Origin of the sequence: Actinoplanes sp. NPDC051861, from assembly GCF_040681145.1 — a bacterium.
Taxonomy (GTDB): Bacteria; Actinomycetota; Actinomycetes; order Mycobacteriales; family Micromonosporaceae; genus Actinoplanes.
Window position 1 is genome coordinate 1 of sequence record NZ_JBFAYE010000028.1, and the last position, 19,068, is coordinate 19,068.

Annotated in this window: 18 protein-coding genes; 6 read left to right on the forward strand and 12 right to left on the reverse strand. The window is 70.9% G+C overall.

Going from position 1 to position 19,068, the window contains the following annotated elements; translation table 11 throughout:
* Positions 1-158: 158 nt before the first annotated feature.
* From AB0M02_RS41745 to AB0M02_RS41770, 6 genes are read right to left on the reverse strand one after another with little or no spacing between them, the layout of a single operon-like run.
* The gene (locus AB0M02_RS41745) at positions 159-1,331 is read right to left on the reverse strand and encodes a glycosyl hydrolase (protein ID WP_364237920.1); all 1,173 of its coding nucleotides are present in this window, start codon (positions 1,329-1,331) and stop codon (positions 159-161) included.
* A gap of 39 nt (positions 1,332-1,370) precedes the next feature.
* Positions 1,371-2,246, reverse strand: a complete 876-nt coding sequence (locus AB0M02_RS41750) for a carbohydrate ABC transporter permease (protein WP_364237922.1) — start codon at positions 2,244-2,246, stop codon at positions 1,371-1,373.
* Positions 2,243-3,136: a sugar ABC transporter permease gene (locus AB0M02_RS41755; RefSeq protein WP_364237924.1), complete on the reverse strand. Its 894-nt coding sequence runs from the start codon at positions 3,134-3,136 to the stop codon at positions 2,243-2,245. Before AB0M02_RS41755 ends, AB0M02_RS41750 begins: the two co-directional genes overlap by 4 nt.
* Positions 3,136-4,554 (reverse strand): N-acetylglucosamine/diacetylchitobiose ABC transporter substrate-binding protein, encoded by a 1,419-nt coding sequence (gene ngcE, locus AB0M02_RS41760; protein WP_364237926.1) that lies wholly within the window; start codon positions 4,552-4,554, stop codon positions 3,136-3,138. Before ngcE ends, AB0M02_RS41755 begins: the two co-directional genes overlap by 1 nt.
* Positions 4,555-4,572: 18 nt before the next feature.
* Positions 4,573-5,325, reverse strand: coding sequence for an SIS domain-containing protein (locus tag AB0M02_RS41765; RefSeq protein WP_364237928.1), 753 nt, complete (start codon positions 5,323-5,325; stop codon positions 4,573-4,575).
* Positions 5,322-6,239, reverse strand: coding sequence for a MurR/RpiR family transcriptional regulator (locus AB0M02_RS41770; RefSeq protein WP_364237930.1), 918 nt, complete (start codon positions 6,237-6,239; stop codon positions 5,322-5,324). Before AB0M02_RS41770 ends, AB0M02_RS41765 begins: the two co-directional genes overlap by 4 nt.
* A gap of 97 nt (positions 6,240-6,336) precedes the next feature.
* Here AB0M02_RS41770 and AB0M02_RS41775 point away from each other — a divergent pair, with 97 nt between their 5' ends.
* From AB0M02_RS41775 to AB0M02_RS41795, 5 genes are all read left to right on the forward strand, one after another.
* Positions 6,337-7,290, forward strand: coding sequence for a BadF/BadG/BcrA/BcrD ATPase family protein (locus AB0M02_RS41775; protein ID WP_364237932.1), 954 nt, complete (start codon positions 6,337-6,339; stop codon positions 7,288-7,290).
* A gap of 245 nt (positions 7,291-7,535) precedes the next feature.
* Positions 7,536-8,162, forward strand: a complete 627-nt coding sequence (locus AB0M02_RS41780) for a TetR/AcrR family transcriptional regulator (RefSeq protein WP_364237934.1) — start codon at positions 7,536-7,538, stop codon at positions 8,160-8,162.
* Between the two features lie 90 nt (positions 8,163-8,252).
* Positions 8,253-11,054, forward strand: coding sequence for an MMPL family transporter (locus AB0M02_RS41785; protein ID WP_364237935.1), 2,802 nt, complete (start codon positions 8,253-8,255; stop codon positions 11,052-11,054).
* Positions 11,051-13,114: a YhgE/Pip family protein gene (locus tag AB0M02_RS41790; RefSeq protein WP_364237937.1), complete on the forward strand. Its 2,064-nt coding sequence runs from the start codon at positions 11,051-11,053 to the stop codon at positions 13,112-13,114. The genes AB0M02_RS41785 and AB0M02_RS41790 overlap by 4 nt, the downstream gene beginning before the upstream one ends.
* Positions 13,111-13,923, forward strand: coding sequence for a hypothetical protein (locus tag AB0M02_RS41795; RefSeq protein ID WP_364237939.1), 813 nt, complete (start codon positions 13,111-13,113; stop codon positions 13,921-13,923). Before AB0M02_RS41790 ends, AB0M02_RS41795 begins: the two co-directional genes overlap by 4 nt.
* On the opposite strand, the gene AB0M02_RS41800 is transcribed toward AB0M02_RS41795, so the two are convergent.
* Together AB0M02_RS41800 and AB0M02_RS41805 are read right to left on the reverse strand one after the other, a co-directional pair.
* Positions 13,898-14,317 carry a hypothetical protein gene (locus tag AB0M02_RS41800; RefSeq protein ID WP_364237941.1) on the reverse strand — a complete coding sequence of 140 codons (420 nt, stop codon included), beginning with the start codon at positions 14,315-14,317 and terminating at the stop codon, positions 13,898-13,900. The genes AB0M02_RS41795 and AB0M02_RS41800 overlap by 26 nt on opposite strands.
* Before the next feature lie 26 nt (positions 14,318-14,343).
* Positions 14,344-14,691 (reverse strand): PadR family transcriptional regulator, encoded by a 348-nt coding sequence (locus AB0M02_RS41805; RefSeq protein ID WP_364237942.1) that lies wholly within the window; start codon positions 14,689-14,691, stop codon positions 14,344-14,346.
* Positions 14,692-14,759: 68 nt separating this feature from the next.
* On the opposite strand from AB0M02_RS41805, the gene AB0M02_RS41810 reads away from it, so the two are divergent.
* Entirely contained in the window at positions 14,760-15,548 is a 789-nt protein-coding gene (locus AB0M02_RS41810) for a hypothetical protein (protein WP_364237943.1), read from the forward strand.
* Here AB0M02_RS41810 and AB0M02_RS41815 read toward each other — a convergent pair.
* From AB0M02_RS41815 to AB0M02_RS41830, 4 genes are read right to left on the reverse strand one after another with little or no spacing between them, the layout of a single operon-like run.
* Positions 15,499-16,296: a heme ABC transporter ATP-binding protein gene (locus AB0M02_RS41815; RefSeq protein WP_364237945.1), complete on the reverse strand. Its 798-nt coding sequence runs from the start codon at positions 16,294-16,296 to the stop codon at positions 15,499-15,501. The genes AB0M02_RS41810 and AB0M02_RS41815 overlap by 50 nt on opposite strands.
* Positions 16,293-17,333, reverse strand: coding sequence for an iron ABC transporter permease (locus AB0M02_RS41820; protein WP_364237946.1), 1,041 nt, complete (start codon positions 17,331-17,333; stop codon positions 16,293-16,295). Before AB0M02_RS41820 ends, AB0M02_RS41815 begins: the two co-directional genes overlap by 4 nt.
* The gene (locus AB0M02_RS41825; RefSeq protein ID WP_364237948.1) at positions 17,324-18,304 is read right to left on the reverse strand and encodes an ABC transporter substrate-binding protein; all 981 of its coding nucleotides are present in this window, start codon (positions 18,302-18,304) and stop codon (positions 17,324-17,326) included. The genes AB0M02_RS41820 and AB0M02_RS41825 overlap by 10 nt, the downstream gene beginning before the upstream one ends.
* Positions 18,301-19,050 (reverse strand): hypothetical protein, encoded by a 750-nt coding sequence (locus AB0M02_RS41830; RefSeq protein ID WP_364237949.1) that lies wholly within the window; start codon positions 19,048-19,050, stop codon positions 18,301-18,303. The genes AB0M02_RS41825 and AB0M02_RS41830 overlap by 4 nt, the downstream gene beginning before the upstream one ends.
* Between the last annotated feature and the right edge of the window lie 18 nt (positions 19,051-19,068).

Sequence of the window (19,068 nt, forward strand, 5' to 3'; positions counted from 1 at the left end):
ACCATCAACCCCTGCAACCTGCAGCTTCTCTACCAGGGTCGTTCGCCCAGCTCGGGCGGCGACTACGGCCTCCTGCCGTACCGGCCGGGCCTGCTGACCCTCCAGCGATAACGCAGAAAAGTGGCGGGGCACCGGAGAGGTGCCCCGCCACTGTCATGTCAGCAGCGGCCCAGGTCCTGCCACTGCTCGGTCCAGCCGGGCTCGGAACCCTGGGTCCACCACCGGGCCTTCCACAGGTGCACGCCCTGGCCGGACTTCGGCCCGGACGGGTCGCCGTACTTGCTCTTCTCGTGCTTCACCACGCTGCCGCCCGGATAGGCGGTCGCGAACTGCCAGTTCGCGGCGCTGGAACAGTTCCCGGCGGGCGGCGGCGTGGAGACCGACGGGGAGGCTGTCGGGGAGGACGGCGGCGTCGTCGGGTTGACGCACGGACCCGAGGAGGCGACCGTGTCGGCGAACCGGGTGCCCGCCGACCGGTAGGACGCCGTCTGCGACGACACCTGGGCCGGAGTGAGCACCTGGTTCTTCGCGAACAGCACCCAGTCCACCTGCTCGATGTACGTGGAGAGCCCGCCGCTGTGCGTGGCCGTGTCGATGAACCACAGGTTCCAGTTGATGGTCATCGTCTGGCGCGGGAAGTACTTGCCTCCGTGGTCGCCCACCTGCACGCCGTCGATCCAGTAGACGACGTGCCCGTTCGCCACCTGCGCCACCAGGTCGTGCCAGCCGTCGAGGCTCGACCGCTGTTCGGAGTGCAGGTTGTCGGCGTACCAGGGGTCGGCGCGGTACGTGTACCAGGTGGTCTGGTAGTTGATCGGCCCGGTCTCGCCCCAGCCGCCGTTCGGCAGGTACTCGGAGATGTCCAGCTCGCTGTAGGTGGGATCCATGTCCCCGTTGAGCGGGCTGATCGTGAAGAACGTCTGGTTGATGTGGTCGCCGTCGTTGCCGCTGACCGGTGCGTCGGTGAACCGGACCCGGCTGGCGTAGGTGCCCTCCAGGTAGCGCTTCTGCGTCGAGTACAGCTCCGCGTGGTTGGTGCCGGCGGCGGTGCCGTCCGTCGACGCGGTGAGCTGCAGGACCTTCTGACCGGCGTTGGTCGGGAAGGTGATGTTGCCGGCCGACCAGTTGGCGCCGGGCACGCCCGGCCCGCCCTGGTAGCTGCGCGGCGTCCAGCCGTTCGCGGTCAGGGCCGGGTCCGACGACGAGTTGTAGTGGAAGTCGTCGAACAGGTATCCGCAGTCAGCGGCCGAGGCCGAGCCCGAGGTGAGTGCAACGGTGCCGCCGGCGACGGTCAGCACCAGCGCGGCCAACGATGCCAATCGATGTTTCATGGACGGACTCCTCCCGAGGGGGAATGGGGCAAAGGAGTGTTAACGGACCGCGCCGGCGGTCATACCGGCTCGGATGTGCCTCTGAAACGCGACGTAGGCGACGAGCACCGGCAGCATGGCGATGGTCAAGCCGGCGAACAGACCGCTCCAGTCGCTGCGATACCCCTGGCTGACCGACAGGGCGGCCAGACCCTGCGCCAGGACGTACCGGTCCGGGTCGGGATTGAGAACCAGGGGGAGCAGGTACTGGTTCCAGAGCCCGAGGAAATTGAAGATGCCGACCGCGACCAGGCCGGGTCGGGCCAGCGGCAGCATGACGCGGAAGAACACCGCGGTGTGCGAGCAGCCGTCGAGCACGGCGGCCTCCGCGACCTCGTTGGGCAGGGTGCGGAAGAAGGCATGAAGGAAAAAGACCGTGAAGGGTACGGCGTACGCGCTGTACACCAGGATCAGGCCGGGATACGTGCCGAGCAGCCCGAGTTGCTGCACCACGAAGAAGAGCGGTACGAGTGCCAGGAACACCGGGAAGAACATCGCCGCGACGAACGTGTAGTAGATGAACCGGTTGCCCCGGAACGGATACCTGGCCAGGGCATAGGCGACCATCGAGCCGAGGAACATGGTCAGCACCAGAGCGCCGCCGACCACGATCAGGCTGTTCAGGAAATAGCGGCCGATGTTCGCCGCGGTCCAGGCCCGCGACCAGTTCTCGAAGTGCAGCTCACCGGGCATGCCCCACGGCTCGTTGAGGATCTCCTGATCCGTCTTGAGCGAGCTGATCACGGCCCAGAGCAGCGGCAGCGCGGTGACGACCGCCCAGGCGAACATGGCGAGGTGCGGCAACGGGTTGCGCCGCTCCTTGACGACATCGGCCGGCGAAACGACACGGGACGGGCGTTCCATCAAAGTGGTCATGCCATCTCCACCTGGTTGCGGCGGCCCCAGCGCAGCGCGAACACCGCGAGGGTCAGCGCGGCGAAGAACAGCGCCACCCCCATAGCCGTGGCGTAACCGAACTTCCCGTACGTGAACGCCGTCCGGTACAGCGAAAGCCCGACCACCTCGGTGGCACCGTCCGGACCGCCCGGCCCGACCGTCATCACCTGGACCAGCACGAAGCCGTCCAGCGCGGCGATGCCCAGATAGACGAACGCCACCTGCACGCTCTCCGCGACCAGCGGCAGCGTGACACCGCGGAACGTGGCCCACCGCCCGGCGCCGTCCAGGACCGCCGCCTCGAACAGCTCCTTCGGTATGCCGTCGATGGCGGCGCTGAACAGGACCACGTAGAAGCCGACCGAGGACCAGACCACGACTGCCATCACCGAGATCAGCGCGAGCGACGGCTCGGCCAGCCAGCTGCGGGTCAGGCCGTCCAGCCCGACCGCGCGCAGGCCCGAGTTGAGCAGCCCGGTGTTCGGGTTGTAGACGAAACCCCAGAGCACCGCGATGATCACCAGGCTGAGCATCTGCGGGAAGAAGTAGACGATCTGGTACGCCGACGAGCCGCGAACCGGCCGCCGCCCGTGCAGCATGCTCGCCAGGAACAGGGCCAGCGTGATCGTGGCGGCGGGCACCACCAGCAGCATGACCGCGTTGTTGCGGACCGCGTCGAGGAAGAGCGAGTCGCCGCCGAGGCGGACGAAGTTGTCCGCCCCGACGTAGTGCGCCTCGCCGGCCACCCCGGTCCAGTCGGTCAGGGAGAGGTAGAACGCCTGGGCGTACGGGGAGAGCACGAAGACGACGTGCAGCACCAGCGCCGGCCCGAGCGCGGCGAGCAGGAACCGCCACCGGCCGTGTCGCATCAGCGCGTGTACTTCACGACGGTGGTGTCCTTGGCCAGCGAGTCCGACGCCTTCTGGATGCGGGTGGACCAGTCGGCCGGGCTGATACGGCGGTTCACCAGTTCGCCCGTGGCGTCGTCGACCGCCTTGGCGAGCGGTGCGTACCACGTACGAAATCGGTAGTTGAAAGCGTCACCACCCGCGGCCTTGACCGCGTCACGCACCGAGCCCAACCCGCTGGAAAGCGTCAGCCCTTCGGTGGCGCCCGCCACCGCCGGAAGGGTGCTGTTGGCCTGCGCGAACGCCGTCGCGGACTCCTTGGAGAAGAGGATCCGCAGGTACTCCAGGCCGCCCGCGACATTCTTCGCCTTCGCCGGCACCAGGTAGGACTCGCTGCTCGCGGCCTGGATCGCGGTGACCGGGAGCGCGCTGCCGGCGGGCACCGGAACGGTACCCATGACCATGTCGAATCCGGCCGGCGTGACGTCCTTCTGCTCGCTCTCCAGCCAGGAGCCGCACGGGATGAACGCGGCCTTCTTCTGACACCACGCGGCCTGCGCCTCGGTGTGCGACAGTGCCTCCGAGCCGGACATGAGATAGCCCTTGCCGGCCAGCTCGGCGAAGGCCTCGGCGGCCTGGGTGAGACCCGGCTGCGTCCACGCGTCCGGCAGCAGGTTGTCGACGGCCTTCACCAGGTCCAGTCCGCCGATCTTGGCGGCCATGGTGAGCAGCGGGTCGTTGATGTACTCCGGGTACTTGCCCTGGTAGGTCCAGGGTGCGATGCCGGCCTTCTTGATCGTCTCGCAGAGCGCGAGCATGTCCGACCAGGTCGCCGGGTACGCCCAGCCGCGCTCCGCGAACAGCGACTTCGAGTACCAGACACCCCACACCGTGTACGTGAAGTTCAGCGTGACCGTGCTGCCGCCGAACGTGCCGTCGTCGACCACACCGGGCAGCAGCGTGTCCCGCACCTTCTTGCCGGGCTGGTCGAACGCCGGGGCGTCGAGCAGTTCGGCCAGGTCGGAGACCTGCTTCGCGCTCACCAGCGTGGCGATGTCCAGCCGGCCCGCGCCGGTGTTGTCGACGACGTCCGGTGGGTTGCCGGCCACGAAGCGGGGCTGCATGGCCTCGCCGACCTTCTGCAGTCCCTTGTGGTCGATCTTGGCGGCCGGGTACTTCTCGGTGTACTTCTGCTCCGCCTTGATCGCGTACTCGTCGCCGTACCCCCCTTTGAAAACGACCACCTCGAGAGGGGCGTCGGGCTTGACCCCCAGGGGGTTGTCGGCGCTCTTGGCGCCGCCGCCGTTGTCCGCCGGCGCGTCGTCGTCCGCGGCCGTGACACAGGCGCTGAGCAGGGGTGCGGCAAGTGTCGCGGCACCCGCCGTCCGGAGCAGGCTTCGCCGGGTGGGGTACGGTCTGTGCAGGGATTCAGGGTTCATCAGCGGGCTCTTCTTTCCCTATGCGGTACGCCGGATGCGCCCGGCGTACCGCGCCTCGAGTTCTGCGTTGTGTTCCTTGCCGCCGGGCACGTTGTCCGACAGATAGACCGGCGGGGTGACCCCCGCCGCGAGCAGACGGGCGACCACCTCGGTGACGATCTGCTGGGCCAGCAGCGCCGCGGTGATCGAGGAGACCGCGCCGACCGCGCCGCCACCGGGCAGCGGCAGGGTCGCGTCTCCGTAAGGTGCGCCGTTGTCGAGCACGACGTCGGCGATGTCGCCGAGCTTGCGGCCGCTCGGGTGCCGCGACGCCACCCCGGCCGAGTGCTCGGCCGACGTGATCGCGATGAGCGGGTGACCACGTTCCTTGACCAGCAGCGCCATCTCGACGACGGCGCCGTTGATGCCCGAGTTGGACGCGATGACGAACGCGTCGTCGGGCTTGACCGGTGCGAGCTGGTAGAGCTTGTGGGCGATCTCCGGCTTGCGCTCGACGGTCGGGTCGGCGAGAGCCTCCAGGGGCTCGCCGCCGTACAGGACGATGTCGCGCAGGGCGATCCGGTTGGTCGGCACGAGGCCGCCGGCCCGCCCGGCGATCTCCATGGCCAGGGCCTCGGAGTGGCCGCAGCCGAACGCCTGGATCACGCCCCCGTTGCGGACCGCCTCGGTGAGGAGATCGGCCGCGTGATCCTTGCGCTCCTGCTGGCCGCGGCCGATCCGCTCCACCGCCTCGGTGATGCGCTGCAGGTAGTCCCCGCTGGTGATGCTCACGGTGTTCCTTTCTCCGACCTGCGTTTGCGGGTCGGCATCTTTTCCGGCAACCGGTGCGCGTCGACGGCCCGGACGGTCAGCTCCAGCGCCTCCGCGGTCCGCTCGTATGTGCGCTGCGCCACCGCCACATAGATCAGGTCGAGGACCAGCAGCTGCGAGTGCAGGGCGGAGAGCGCGGCAAGCCGGAACGTGGTCTCCAGCACGCTCGTGGTGAAGACGACGTCGGCGACCTCGGCCAGCGGCGAGCGGTTGAAGCTGGTCACCGCGACGGTCAGCGCGCCGTGGTCGGCCGCCTCGGCGAGCGTCTCGATCACCTCGCGGGTCCGGCCGGAGTGCGACAGCCCGATCGCGACGTCACCCGGCAGCAGCAGCGCGGCGTTGGTCAGCGCGGTGTGGCTGTCCTGCCGGTGCCAGACCGGGACCCTGATCCGCTCCAGCCGGAACGCCATCTCGCGGGCCGCGGTGCCGCTGCTGCCGAGCCCGAACAGCTCGACCCGCTGGGCGCCGGCGATCGTCGCGGCAACCCGCTCGATGTCGGGGATCGACAGGCCGGCCGCGGTGCTCTGGATCGCCCGGGTGTCGGCCGCGGCCACCACGCTGAGCACCTGATCGAGCGGGTCATCCGGGGTGATGTCGCCGCTGATGTCGGTTTCCCAGCGGGCTTGCTCGGCACGACCGGTCTCGGTGGCGACCGCGACCCGAAGGCTCGCGTAGCCCTTGAAGCCCAGGGTGCGACTGAATCGGGTCACCGTCGCGGTCGACGTCCCGGAGCGCTCGGCGAGATCCACGATGCTGGCGTGGGCCGCGGTCTCCGGGTCCGCCAGAATCGCCTCGGCGATCCGGCTCAGCGCTTCCGGCATCTGCGGCCCCTCGATGCGCAGCCGCCCCAGCAGCCCGCCGCTCTCACCCGTCATCCCGTGGACATCCTTTTCATCGATTGCCTTTGACGATGAAAATTACGACCGTTGCGTGAGCTAGTCAACAATGAATTTCTGTGCTTCGATCCTCGGCATGGCATTCGTGGTAGGCGTCGACGCTGGTGGGACAGCGTCGCGGGCGGTGGTCGCCACTCTCTCCGGTGCGGTGGTGGGCCGCGGCCGCGCCGGTCCCGGCAATCCCTTCGCCGCCGGTCCGGCCGCGGCTTCGTCGATCGCCGACGCGCTGCGTCAAGCGCTGTCCGGTGTGGACTCCGACCTTGTCACCGCCGGGGTGCTCGGCCTGGCCGGGACCGGTGCGTGCGCCGATCCGGCGATCACGAAGGCTCTCGACGACGCCTGGCGATCAGCCGGCCTGTCCTGCTCCTGGGAGGTCGTCGGGGATGCGGTGACCGCTTTCGCCGCCGGCACCCCTTCGCCGTCCGGGGCGGTGCTCATCGCGGGGACGGGCGCGGTCGCCGCCCAAATTCAAAACCATGCAACGGTACGGGTGGCAGACGGCCTCGGTTGGCTCCTGGGCGACGAGGGGTCCGGCCACTGGTTGGGAATGAGCGCCCTGCGAACAGCCGTCCGATCCTGGCCGTCCCCGTCCCCGTCCCCGTCCCCGTCCCCGTCGCCGTCGCCCTTCGTCGTCGCCGTCGCCGAGCACGCTGGTGTCGACGACCGTGACCAACTGATCTCCTGGGCGCAGCGGTTGCCGCACGCCCGGATCGCCGCCCTCGCCCCGCTGGTCTGCGCCCACGCCCGCCTCGGCGACCCCTCCGCGACCGCCATCGTCACCGCCGCGGTCGGCCACCTCACCGCAACCCTCGACGAGGTCGCCTCGGTTGGCCCGGTAGTCCTGGCCGGCAGCCTCCTCACCGCCGACACCCCCATCCGCGACGGCGTCCTCACCGTCCTGCGAACTCGCGGCACCACCGTATTGACCAGCGGAGACCCCGCCGCAGCCGCCGCCTGGCTAGCCGCACGCCCCCTACCAGGCACCAACCCCACCGCACTCCACACCACTCTCCTAACCCCTCGCGTGTGAATTTCGGGTGCGCAGCGGGGCCGAACTCCACACGCAGGATGGTGCGACTTCTTGTGTGTGAAATAGGGGTGCGCAGCGGGGCCGAACTCCACACGCAGGATGGTGCGACTTCTTGCGTGTGGATTTGGGGTGCGCAGCGGGGCCGAACTCCACACGCAGGATGGTGCGACTTCTTGTGTGTGGATTAGGGGTGCGGAGCGGGGTCGAAATCCACACGTGGGGTGGGGGCGTGGGAGCATGAGGTGGTGACAGCCGAGAGCGTCGTGCGGCGCGGGCGGCGGCGGGATGCCGAGGAGAATCGGGACCGCATCCTTCGGGCGGCGCGGAATCTGCTGGTGACGCATCCGAACGCCAGCATGGACGACCTCGCGCAGGCCGCGGGCGTGGTTCGGCGGACGCTCTACGGACACTTTCCTAATCGGGACGCGCTGCTCGCCGGGCTGGCCGACAAGGCGACCGCGGATCTGCTGGACGCGCTGAGCCGGACCGACCGGGCGGACCTGGATCCGGCGGTCGCGCTGGCGGAGTTCTCGCTGACCCTGTGGCGGGCCGGCGATCAGTATCGTCTTCTCATCTCGCTGGCCGAGAGCGAGTTCGGCACCGCGGCCCTGCGTGACCTGCTCACCCCGATCCGGGAGCAGGCCCTCGAGCTGCTCACCCGGGGCCGGGAGGCCGGCCGGTTCGCGACCCACCTGCCGCTGCCGGTGCTCAGCACCACGCTGCAGGCCATGACGATCGCGTTGCTCCAGGCGGTCAACGACGGTCTGTGGACCTGTGACGGTACCCAGTCCTCGATCGCCATCCTGATCGCCGCCGGGCTGCCTGCCGCCGAGGCCGAGGCCGCGATCCAGCAGGCCCGTTCGCTGCGGTAAGAGGTCACTCTCACATTAAATTGCACGCCTCTGAGCAAGCTCGCTAACCTGCACATGACTGTGCATGTTCGTGCGTGTTCGGAGGCACCGTTGTCGTCCTCTCTCTTCCGCCTCGCCGCGGCCGTCGTCCGGCATCGCGGGCGGACCGTCGCCGTCTGGCTCGCCGTGATCGCGCTCCTGGCCGGCGCCGGGAACCTGGTCTCCCGTGGCACCGACGACGCGTTCACCATCCCCGGGTCGTCGTCGCAAACCGCGCTGGACACCCTCAAGCGCGTCTTTCCACAGGTCAGCGGCGCTTCGGCTCAGCTGCTCGTGACGCTTCCGCCGGGTCAGGATCCGCGCGGTGATCAGGTTCGGGCAGCCGTCGCACGTGCCATCACGGAGGCCGAGCGCGTCGACCGGGTAGCGGCCGTCGTCTCTCCCTATGACGAGAAGGTCAAAGGCGCGGTGAGCGGACAAGCCGCGATCATCGTGGTCCAGCTGGAGGTGCCGATCACGGCGGTCGAACCCGGCACCCGAGAGGCGTTGGCCGAGGTTGCCGCCGGACTCCAGGAGCGGCTCGGGCCGGGCGCGGAGGTGCTGGCCGGCGGCGACGCGTTCTCGAACCGGGTGCCCAAGCTCAGCCCCACCGAGGGACTCGGCCTGCTCGTGGCGCTGATGGTTCTGCTGATCACGTTCGGCTCGCTGCTCGCCGCCGGGATCCCGCTGCTCACCGCGGTGCTCGGTGTGGGGCTGTCGGCGTCGCTGCTCTACGGGCTCACCGTGGTGGCCGGGGTGCCGTCGACGGCCGTGATGCTCGCGGTGATGCTGGGGCTGGCGGTCGGCATCGACTACGCGCTGTTCATCCTGTCCCGGCACCGCGACCAGCTGCGCGACGGCCTGGCGGTGGACGAGTCGATCGCGCGGGCGGTGGCCACGGCCGGCTCGGCGGTGGTGTTCGCCGGGCTCACGGTGATCATCGCGCTGGTCGGGCTCGTGGTGGCGGGCATTCCGTTCCTGACCACGATGGGGCTGTCCGCGGCACTGTCCGTCGCGATCGCCGTCCTGATCGCGATCACCCTGATCCCCGCGCTGCTGGCGCTGGCCGGTGAACGCATGCGCCCACGCCGTCGCCCGAGCGCCGGCGAGGAAGGGGGCGGCGAGGAGAGGGGCGGCGAGGAGAGGGGCGGCGAGGAGAGGGGCGGTGGGCGCGAGCGGCCGGAGGCCCCCGGCAACGGAGGTGGCCGGCAGGGACTCAGACAGAGCTGGGGCAGACAGAGCTGGGGCAGGCGGGGCTGGGGTCGGCGGGGCGGCGGGGGTCGGCTGGCGCGCGTTGACCTGGGTGGGCGCTGGGTGCGTGCCGCCACCCGCCGGCCGGTGATCACGGTTGTGGTGATCGTGCTCGGGCTCGGTGTGGCCGCCCTGCCCGCCGGCGAGCTGCGCCTGGCCCTGCCGGACAACGGCAGTGAGGAGCACGGCAGCGCCGCGCGGGAGACGTATGAGGCGATCAGCGAGCACTTCGGGCCCGGGTACAACGGGCCGCTGCTGGTCACCGCGAACATCATCTCCAGCAGGGACCCGGTCGGCGTGATGGACCGGCTCGGTGCCGAGATCGGCGAGCTGCCCGGGGTGGCGCTGGTCGCGCTGGCCACGCCGGATCCGAAGGGGCAGGTCGGCATCGTCCAGGTGATCCCGGCGAGCGCACCGGACTCGCGGGCCACCACCGAGCTGGTGCACCGGTTGCGCGACCTGGAGCCGCACTTCCACGACGCGTACGGCGTGCACACCGCGGTCACCGGCATCACCGCGGTCGGCATCGACGTCTCGGCCCGGCTGGGTGCCGCGCTGGTGCCGTTCGGCCTGCTCGTGGTCGGGCTCTCGCTGGTGCTGCTGACCATGGTGTTCCGGTCGATCGCGGTGCCGATCAAGGCCACCGCGGGCTACCTGCTCTCGGTCGGCGCGGCGTTCGGTGCCACCGCGGTGGTGTTCCAGCGGGGCTGGTTCGGCGACGCGCTGAACGTCTCGCACACCGGCAGCGTGATCAGCTTCCTGCCGATCATCCTGATGGGCGTCCTCTTCGGACTCGCCATGGACTACGAGCTGTTCCTGGTCTCCCGGATCCGCGAGGAGTACGTGCACACCGGCGACGCCCGCCACGCCGTCGACGCCGGGTTCCGCGCCTCGGCCCCGGTCGTGGTTTCCGCCGCCGTGATCATGCTCGCGGTCTTCGCGGCGTTCGTCCCGGACGGCAGCGCCACCATCAAGCCGATCGCGTTCAGCCTGGCCGTCGGCGTGTTCGTGGACGCGTTCCTGGTCCGGATGACGCTGGTCCCGGCCGTGCTGGCGCTGCTCGGCGACCGAGCCTGGTGGCTGCCGGCCAGGCTTGACCGGGCGCTGCCCGCACTCGACGTCGAGGGCGAGGGCATCACTCGTGAGCTGGCGCTCGCCGACTGGCCGGAGCCGGACTCGGCGTATGTGGTGGCCACCGAGAACTTCACCGTGGGCGACGGGCTCTTTCCTCCGCAGAACCTCCGGATCGGTCCGGGCGAGATCGTCGAGGTCATCGGCGAGGAGCACCAGACCAGGGCGTTTCTGCTTGCGCTGGGCGGGCGGCTGGGCCAGGTGCGGGGCACCGCGAAGGTGGCGGGCCTGCTTTTGCCACAGCGTGCTTCCAGCGTACGCAAAAAAGCCCTTCTGTCCGCACGAAGCGTGCCCCTCGCCGCCGCCGCACCGCTCCTCCTTATCGACGGTCTGGACCACGTCGTCGGCCGTCAGGCGCGTGCCGAAGCCTTCGGTGCGCTGAGCGCCGCGGCGGCCGCCGGCACCACCGTGATCGTCACCGCCCGTGACCACGACCCGGATCTCTTCTCCACCCGCACGATCGAGTTGACCCCTGCCGAGGTGTACGCATGAAGCCGCTCCGCACCGCGATCCTGCTGGTCCCCGTGCTGATCGCCACGGTGCTGCTCGCCGCCGCCGACAGCCCCGCCCGCCAGCTGCACACCGTCACCGCCGCCGTGGTCAACAACGACGAGCCGGTGCAGCGCGACGGGAAGACCGTTCCGCTCGGCCGCGAGCTGGCCGCGCGGCTGGTCGATCACAGCGGCGACAACTACACGTGGGTCCTCACCGACGCGGAGGACGCCGCCGCCGGCCTCGACACCGGTGAGTACGCCGTGGCCGTCACCATCCCGGCGAACTTCTCCGCGGCGGCCGTCTCCACCGGCGGGACCGATCCCAGCGCCGCCGAGCAGGCCAGGGTCCAGGTGACCGCGTCCCGTGCCACCGCCGGTGTCGACCCGATCGTCACCCGCGCGCTGACCGGCGCGACCGTGGAGACCCTGAACCGGACCGTCGTCGAGACCTACCTCGACAACGTCTACCTGGGCTTCAACGGGATGCACGACCAGCTCGGCGAGGCCGCCGACGGCAGTGACCAGCTGGTGGTCGGACTCGGTGAGCTGGCCGACGGCACCGGTGACCTGGCCGACGGGCTGGGCCGGCTCACCTCCGGCAGCCGTGATCTCGCGAACGGGGTGTCCCGTCTGGACGACGGCGCGGGCCGGGTCGCGGACGGCGCGGGGCAGCTCGCGGACGGCGCCGGACAGCTCGCCGCCGGGCTCGGCACGCTGCGGAAGAGCACCGCCACCCTGCCGGCACAGACCCGCGAGCTGGCCGACGGCGCCCGGCAGGTCGCCGACGGCAACCGCGAGCTCGCCGACACCGTCGTTCCGCTCGCCGACCGGGCGGTCGACGGTATCGACCGGCTCCCGGACCTGCGCGCCGAGGCGGCTCGTGCCCGGGAGCTGGCCGAACAGTGCGAGACGCCCGAGGAGCTCTGCGGGCAGCTTCGGGAGATCGCCGATCAGCTCGTCGCCGAGGCCGATCGCGCGGAGTCGGCCAAGGACGACGTCCGTGGCCGGGTGGTCGAGGTCCGCACCGGCATCAGCGCGCTCGCCGACGGCGCGGAGCGGGTGGCCGACGGCACCGACGCCCTCGCGAAGCAGACCCCGCGCCTGGTCACCGGCATCAAGCAGGCCGCGGGCGGTGCGACCCGGCTGGCCGGCAGCGCCGGTCAGCTCGCCGTCGGCGCGGACCGGCTTGCGGACGGTGCCTCCGACGCCGCCGGTGGCGCGAAGCGGCTCGCTGACGGCACGGCCACCGCGGCCGGCGGTGCCGGGTCCCTCGACGACGGCGCGCACCGGGCCGAGGACGCCGGGCAGCGGCTCGCCGACGGGTCCGGAAAGCTGGCCTCCGGCGCCGACGAGCTGGCCGGGGCTCTCGGTGACGGCCGGGACCGGGTCCCCACGTACACCGAGGCCGAGCGAGAGCATCTCCGGACGGTCGCGGCCACGCCGGTGACCAGCGATCTGGACCTGGGCGACGTCGGCGGCCGCGTCGCCGGGGCGATTCTCGTGATCGCCCTCTGGGTCGGCGCGATGCTGATTCTGCTGGTCGTGCCGCCGGTCGCGCAGGACCCGCTGACCTGGAGCGGGAGCACCTGGCGACTGGCCGTACGCAACGCCTGGCACCCGTTCCTGCTGGCACTCGCCCAGGCGGCCGTGGTCACCGCCGCGGCGCAGGTCTTCCTCGGCCTGCACGCCCTCGAACTGCTCGCACTCCTGGTCGTCGACATCCTGGTCAGCGTCACCTTCGTGATCGTCAACCAGGCCCTGGTCGCCGGGTTCGGCAACGCGGGCCGGATGCTCGCGACCGTCGTGCCCGCGGTCACGCTGGCCACCGCGGCCGTCTCGGGCGTGCCGGGCTGGCTCGCCACAGTGGACGCCCTGCTGCCGGGGCAGGGTCCGGCGTACGCCATCCGCGCGGTCACCGCCGACGCCGGCCTCGGCCCGTACGGCATCGCGCACACCCTGGCCTGGCTGATGCTCGGCACGGCCGGATACCTGATCGCCACCGCTCGGCGACGCAGTATCCCCGTATTGCGCCCGGCGGCGGGTATCTTCGGGCCATGAGAACGGTGACCAGGCGTTTCGCCCTGCAGCGGGTGGATCTCGAGGGTGCCGTCTGCCCGGTCCCCGAGGAGATCGCCGAGGCACTGCGGGGCCGGGAGTCGGTGTCGATCGTGCTTCAGCACCGCTATCACGGCGTCACGCCGGTCGAGGGGACCGTCGAGCTCCCGCCCGGGCCGGAGATCGCGGTGAGCTGGCCGGACGACATGCGACCCGGGGTACTGGTCACGCTCTCCTGGCGGCCCGCCAAGGACGACCTCCTGATCAAGACCGTGCCGCTGGACGACGCGCTCGCGATCGACGGCGTGGAGTATTTCCATGAGTACGACGCGGCCGCCGTCACCCGCGACTTCGATCCGGGCCGCTCCAACCACGGGCAGGTCCTCGGTGTGGTGCGCCGGCTGGGCCGCGTCTTCGAGGATGGCAGCGCGGTCTTCGCCGAGGACGGTCTCGTCGCGAAGTCCGGGCTGGGCCGCGGGACCAAGGGCAGGTTCCTGCTGGCCAACGCGGTCGAGCAGCTGATCCGCGAGGGCTTCGTGACCCGCGTGACGGGCAGCCTGGACGCGGACGGAGAGCCGTCGTACCCACCGGTGGACGGCGAGGAGACGGCCGACATGCTCTTCTATGCCCCGCTGGTGGAGCCGCTGCCGCACGCCAGTGATCGCGGCGAGCACTGGGTCAACGGGTTCGTCCGGAAGCTGCCGCGCGGGGCACAGCCCTCGGAGAAGCAGCTCGCGATGTACGAGCAGCTCTCCGAGGAGACGCTGGCCCCGGGTTACACCTTCGTCAAGAAGCACCATCGGACTGGATGACCGGTGCGGGCTGGGCCGGCTCCGGCGGTCCGTCGTTGGTCTGGGCGAAGAAGAGGAACCCGGCGCAGAGGACGAACAGCAGGCCGATCGCCGCGATCGTCGCGAGGATCCACAGTGGCCGGCGGTCCGGCGGTGTCCTCACCGGCGAGGCGACCGGCGTTGCAACCGGGATGTCCTCGGCCGCGACCGCGGCGATGACCGCGGGCTCGCCCAGCCGCTCCAGGATCTCCCGGACCTGATGCTCGGTCTCGTCCGGCAACTCGGCCCGGCCGGCCTCGATGTGCTCGCGCAGATCGCGGACCAGCTCGTCACGCCGGTCCCGCGGCAGGCCGGCCGTCGCTCGCGCCACGGCGGCCAGATAGTCCGCGACCAGCGAGTCGTTGCGCTCGGTCATGGCTGCTCCGTTCCCCATCCCGATACTCATAGCTGCCCCGTTCCCAAGATCCGGTCGACCCCGGCGCGGAAGGCGGTCCACTGCACCCGGAACTGATCGAGTGCGACCTTGCCGGCCGGGGTGAGGGTGTAATAGCGGCGCGGCGGCCCGCTCGGCGACTCCCGCCAGCCGCTCTCGATGCGCCCGGCCCGGCGCAGCCGGGAGAGCAGCGGATACATCGCGCCTTCGCTGGTGGTCAGTTGCAGCTCGGCGCTGACCGTGCGGACCAGCTCCATGCTGTACATCTCCTGCTCGGCCAGCAGGCCGAGCACGCAGTACTCCAAAGTGCCGCGTAGCAGCGCGGTGGTGGAAGGTTCCTCACTCACGCCACGCATAGTACCTTGCGATGCAAGGGTCAGGCCCTGCCTGACAAATCAAGATCGTCAGGCGTAGCCTGACCGCCATGCCAGACCGTGACGATGTGTGGAACCAGACCGACGAGGCCTCGCCGTACACCGACGAGGCCCGCGCGCTCGTCGAGCTGGCATCGATCGCCAGGGAGCTCTCCGACGCCTCCCGCACGTTCGTCGCCGCGGGCGGTCAGCCGCAGGTCAGCCTGATCGAGAAGGCGTCGCGGACGGTCACCGGCGCGGAGCGGCTGCTGTCGGCGGCGGTGGTCGCGTGCCGCGCGGCCGGCATCTCCTGGAAAGACATCGGGGAGTCACTGGGAGTGACCAAGCAGACCGCGCAGGGCCGCTTCACCGGCGCGGTGAACCAGTGGACGGACGCGCCGGCCACGGACTGGTTCGCCCGCGCGGCCGAGCTGGACGCGTGGATCCCGTTCTCCGGCGGACTGCGGCGGATGGGCCCGTTCGAGGAGCAGCTCGAGATCTCCGACCGCCGCCGGCGACTGCTGGAGGGGCACATCTTCCCGGCCGCTCAGTTGGCGCCGCTCTACGACCGGGAGGCGGTGCTCTATGACCGGCTGGCCGCCGGTGGCGTCGACGTGGCGACCAACATGGCCGCCGCGGACCGGGCTCGCCGACGGGCCCAGGAGTGCCGCGAGCACCTGGCCAAGGAGTACCCGCCGCTGACCATCGAGACCGCGAACGGGCCACGGATCGCCGCGACCTGGGAGTCGGACGCCGGGAAGTACCGGTGTCCGGTCTGCCCGGCGCTCAGCGCCACCACCTCCGAGGCGATCAGGCACGCGGAGACCGGTCACGAGCTGCCGGTGCCGCCGGGCTTCTGAGCGGCACCACCAGCGGAACACCCGTGACCGGATGGGGCAGCACCTCGACGGGATGCTGGTAGACGTCGGTCAGCAACCCCTCGGTGAAGATCTCGGCGGGTGGGCCGGAGCTGCGGACACGGCCCTCGGCGAGGATGTAGGCGCGGGTGGCGTACGCGGCGGCCAGGCCCAGGTCGTGCAGCACGACGACCACGGCCGCGCCCGCGGCGGCACGATCCCGGGCCGCCGCCATGACCAGCTCCTGGTGCCGCAGGTCGAGTGCGGCGGTCGGCTCGTCGAGCAGCAGGGCCGGCGTGCGCTGGGCGAGCACCCGGGCGAGCGCCACCCGGGCCTGCTCACCGCCGGAGAGCGCCGGGAACGGGCGGTCGGCGAAATCGGCCGTCTCGGTGAGCCGCATCGCCTCGGCGACCTCGCGCTCGTCGTCGGCCGCCTCGGGACGGCCGAGCCACGGCGCCCGGCCCATCCGGACGACCTCGCCGACCGAGAACGGGAACGACAGCGCGGCCTTCTGCGGCAGCACCGACCGTCGCCGGGCCAGGTCGATCGGCTTGCAGGTGGTCACGTCCCGGCCGTCGATCTCGACGGTCCCGGTGTGCCGCACGTCGCCGGCCAGAGCCGCCAGCAGCGTGGACTTGCCGGCACCGTTCGGCCCGACGAGCGCCACCACCTCGCCGGGGCCGGCGTGCAGATCCACCCCGTCGACGACCCGGCGCCCACCGAGGTCGACGGAAACACCTGTCGCTCTCATCCCCAGCCTCCGGCCCGGGCGCGGGTGCGGCGCAGCAGCCAGAAGAAGGCCGGGCCGCCGACCACTGCGGTGAGCACCCCGAGTGGGAGTTCCTGGTACTCGATGGCGGTCCGGGCGATCAGGTCGCCGGTCACCACGACGACCGCGCCGGCCAGCGCGCTCGCCGGGATCAGCACCCGGTGCCCGGGACCGGCGATCATCCGGATCAGGTGCGGCACCACCAGGCCGACAAAGCTGATGATGCCGGTGAACGCCACCGCCGACGCCGTGAGCAGGGCGGTCGCGACGATCGCGGTGAGGCGCAGCCGCTCGGTGTCGACGCCGAGGTGGCGGGCCGGGCGTTCGCCGAGGGCCAGCAGGTCGAGGCGGCGGGCGCAGACGCCGGCCACCGCGAGACCGATCAGGGCGCAGGGTGCGGCGACGGCGACGGCGTTCCAGGTGGCCTGGGCGAGGCTGCCCAACTGCCAGAAGGCGATGGCGCGTACGCCGTCGTCGTCGGTCAGGAACATCAGCAGGCCGAGCACGGCGCCGGCTGTTGCGTTGACGGCCACACCGGTCAGGACGAGGGTCACCACCTCCGTGCGGCCGGCGGCGCGCGACATCGCGTACACGATCAAGGTTGTCACCATGCCGCCGGCGAACGCCGCGGCCGCGATGCTCCAAGCCCCGAAGATCGTGATGCCGCCGACGATGGCCGCGGCAGCGCCGACCGCCGCGCCCGCCGAGACACCGACGATGCCCGGCTCGGCCAGCGGGTTGCCGAAGACGCCCTGCATGAGCGCACCGGCGCAGCCCAGCGACGCACCGACCACGACGGCGAGCACCACGCGCGGGAAGCGGACCAGCCAGAGCGCGTTCTCGCCCTGCACAGCGGCGGGCAGCGGCCCGACGTCGAGACCCAGGCGGTGCGCCAGTGAGCCGAGCACCTCGGCCGGGGAGATCGGGACCTGGCCCCGGCCTGCGGCGATCATGGCGACGGTAAGGAGCGCGACGCCCAGCAGGCCGATCGTCGCCACCCTCTTGTTGATCAGTTGCACGGGCCGTAGACCGCCTTGGCCAGCGCCTCGACCGCCTTGCCGGTACGCGCACCGAAGTTCAGCAGAATGCCGTCCTCCATGTCCACGATCCGCCGGTTGATCCCCGCCGGGGTCTGCGAGACACCCGGCAGCTTCAGCAGACCCTCCACGCCGTCCACCGACTTCAGCCCCTCGGTCATCACGAGGATCACGTCCGGTGCCGCGTTGATCAGGCCCTCGCTGGTCAGCGGCCGGAACTTTTTCAGCCCGGCAGCGCTGCCCGCGTCCACCGCGCCGATCGCCTCGATCATCGCGTCGGATCCGGCGCCGTCACCGCCGATCAGGAACACGCCCGCCGTGCCGCGCACGTAGAGGAACGCGATCCGTGGCGGCGTGCCGTCGCGCGGCTTCTTCGCGGCGTCGATCTCCGACTGGACCTGCTCGACGAGTTGCTCGCCCACCTCGGGTACGCCGAGCGCCGTCGCCACCGCCCGGATGTGCCGGGGCACCGACTCCAGGTTCTGCTCGTCGTCGACGATCACGACCGGGATGCCCGACTTGCGGATCTGATCGAGAACGGCCGGCGGCCCGATGCTGTCGTCGGCGAGCAGCACCGTCGGGTTCAGCTTGAGGATCGCTTCGGCGGAGAGATCGTGCCCCTGGGGTGTGACCAGGGGAAGGTTTGCCGCGCTCGGAAAGGTCGTCGACGTGTCCCGGCCGATCACCCGGTCGCCGAGGCCGAGGGAGAAGACGATCTCGGCGAGGGAGCCGTAGAGGTTCACGGCGAGGATCCGGTCGGCGCTCCTGACCGTGACACCGTCCACAGTGACCGGGAGCTTCGGGGTGGGGTTCTGGCTGATCGGGGTGACGTCGTCGTTCGCGAGCTTCGCGGTGGCGATTCCGCAGCCGGTGGTGTCTTGTTCGGGGCCCACTTCGCTGACCGCGGTGCAGCCACCGAGCAGGAGAAGCACGACTAAAAGGATCTTTTTCATGCCTTCTCCTGCTTTTGGCGGCGGAGGCGGCCGACCACGCTCGCGGCCATCGCGCCGACCATGAACGCGCCACCGATCGCCCACCAGTGACCGAGCGGCGTCGCGCTGCTGGTGCGGCTCAACGCCGGCTCGGCGGCCAGCGCGGCAACCGGGGTCGTCGCCTCCGGCGGTGCGGCCGTGGCGAGCTTGCCGGCGGGCGGCCCAACCGGCTTCTTGGTGGGCTTCTTCGTCCCGGTGGGCGTGACCGGATTCACGGCAGCGGCGGTCGTCGAAGTCGCGGCGGCCGGCGCGAACCGGATCGGCACGCGTTTGTCCTGCGAGCGGTCGGCGGTGCGGGTGTGGTCGGCCCGCGTGACGATCGCGCAGCCGCGGACGGCGCAGTCGATGTCACCGATCATCTGGCTGACCCGGATGGACACCCGGAACGAGCCGCCGCTGCGATAGGGCTGTGCCAGGCCTTCGGCGTACGACGGGGGGTTCGACGAGATCCACGCCGATGAACCCGAGGAGCCGGACATGTCGGCGCCACCGCCGCACGGCGACGGCAGCACGCCAGGGCCGTTGTCCAGGCAGAACGCCACGTAGATGCCTTTGGTCTCGTCGTACCCGCTGCCGGAGACGGTGACCGTCTCACCGGTCCGGTCCAGGCCCTTCGTCTTGGAGACGGTGAGCCGTTTCGCGGCCAGTGCGGGCGCGCCGACCGAGCCCGTCACCAGCAACGCCAGAGCCGCCACCGCGACCCTCACGCCCATACGCACCGTTGC

Bases quoted from the DNA above. Each gene is read 5' to 3' on its own strand.
- AB0M02_RS41770 (WP_364237930.1), bottom strand. From the start codon at position 6,239: ATGACGGGTGAGAGCGGCGGGCTGCTGGGGCGGCTGCGCATCGAGGGG.
- AB0M02_RS41750 (WP_364237922.1), bottom strand. From the start codon at position 2,246: ATGACCACTTTGATGGAACGCCCGTCCCGTGTCGTTTCGCCGGCCGAT.
- AB0M02_RS41755 (WP_364237924.1), bottom strand. From the start codon at position 3,136: ATGCGACACGGCCGGTGGCGGTTCCTGCTCGCCGCGCTCGGGCCGGCG.
- AB0M02_RS41745 (WP_364237920.1), bottom strand. From the start codon at position 1,331: ATGAAACATCGATTGGCATCGTTGGCCGCGCTGGTGCTGACCGTCGCC.
- AB0M02_RS41795 (WP_364237939.1), top strand. From the start codon at position 13,111: ATGAGAACGGTGACCAGGCGTTTCGCCCTGCAGCGGGTGGATCTCGAG.
- AB0M02_RS41800 (WP_364237941.1), bottom strand. From the start codon at position 14,317: ATGACCGAGCGCAACGACTCGCTGGTCGCGGACTATCTGGCCGCCGTG.
- ngcE (WP_364237926.1), bottom strand. From the start codon at position 4,554: ATGAACCCTGAATCCCTGCACAGACCGTACCCCACCCGGCGAAGCCTG.
- AB0M02_RS41810 (WP_364237943.1), top strand. From the start codon at position 14,760: ATGCCAGACCGTGACGATGTGTGGAACCAGACCGACGAGGCCTCGCCG.
- AB0M02_RS41790 (WP_364237937.1), top strand. From the start codon at position 11,051: ATGAAGCCGCTCCGCACCGCGATCCTGCTGGTCCCCGTGCTGATCGCC.
- AB0M02_RS41775 (WP_364237932.1), top strand. From the start codon at position 6,337: ATGGCATTCGTGGTAGGCGTCGACGCTGGTGGGACAGCGTCGCGGGCG.
- AB0M02_RS41805 (WP_364237942.1), bottom strand. From the start codon at position 14,691: ATGCGTGGCGTGAGTGAGGAACCTTCCACCACCGCGCTGCTACGCGGC.
- AB0M02_RS41825 (WP_364237948.1), bottom strand. From the start codon at position 18,304: ATGAAAAAGATCCTTTTAGTCGTGCTTCTCCTGCTCGGTGGCTGCACC.
- AB0M02_RS41815 (WP_364237945.1), bottom strand. From the start codon at position 16,296: ATGAGAGCGACAGGTGTTTCCGTCGACCTCGGTGGGCGCCGGGTCGTC.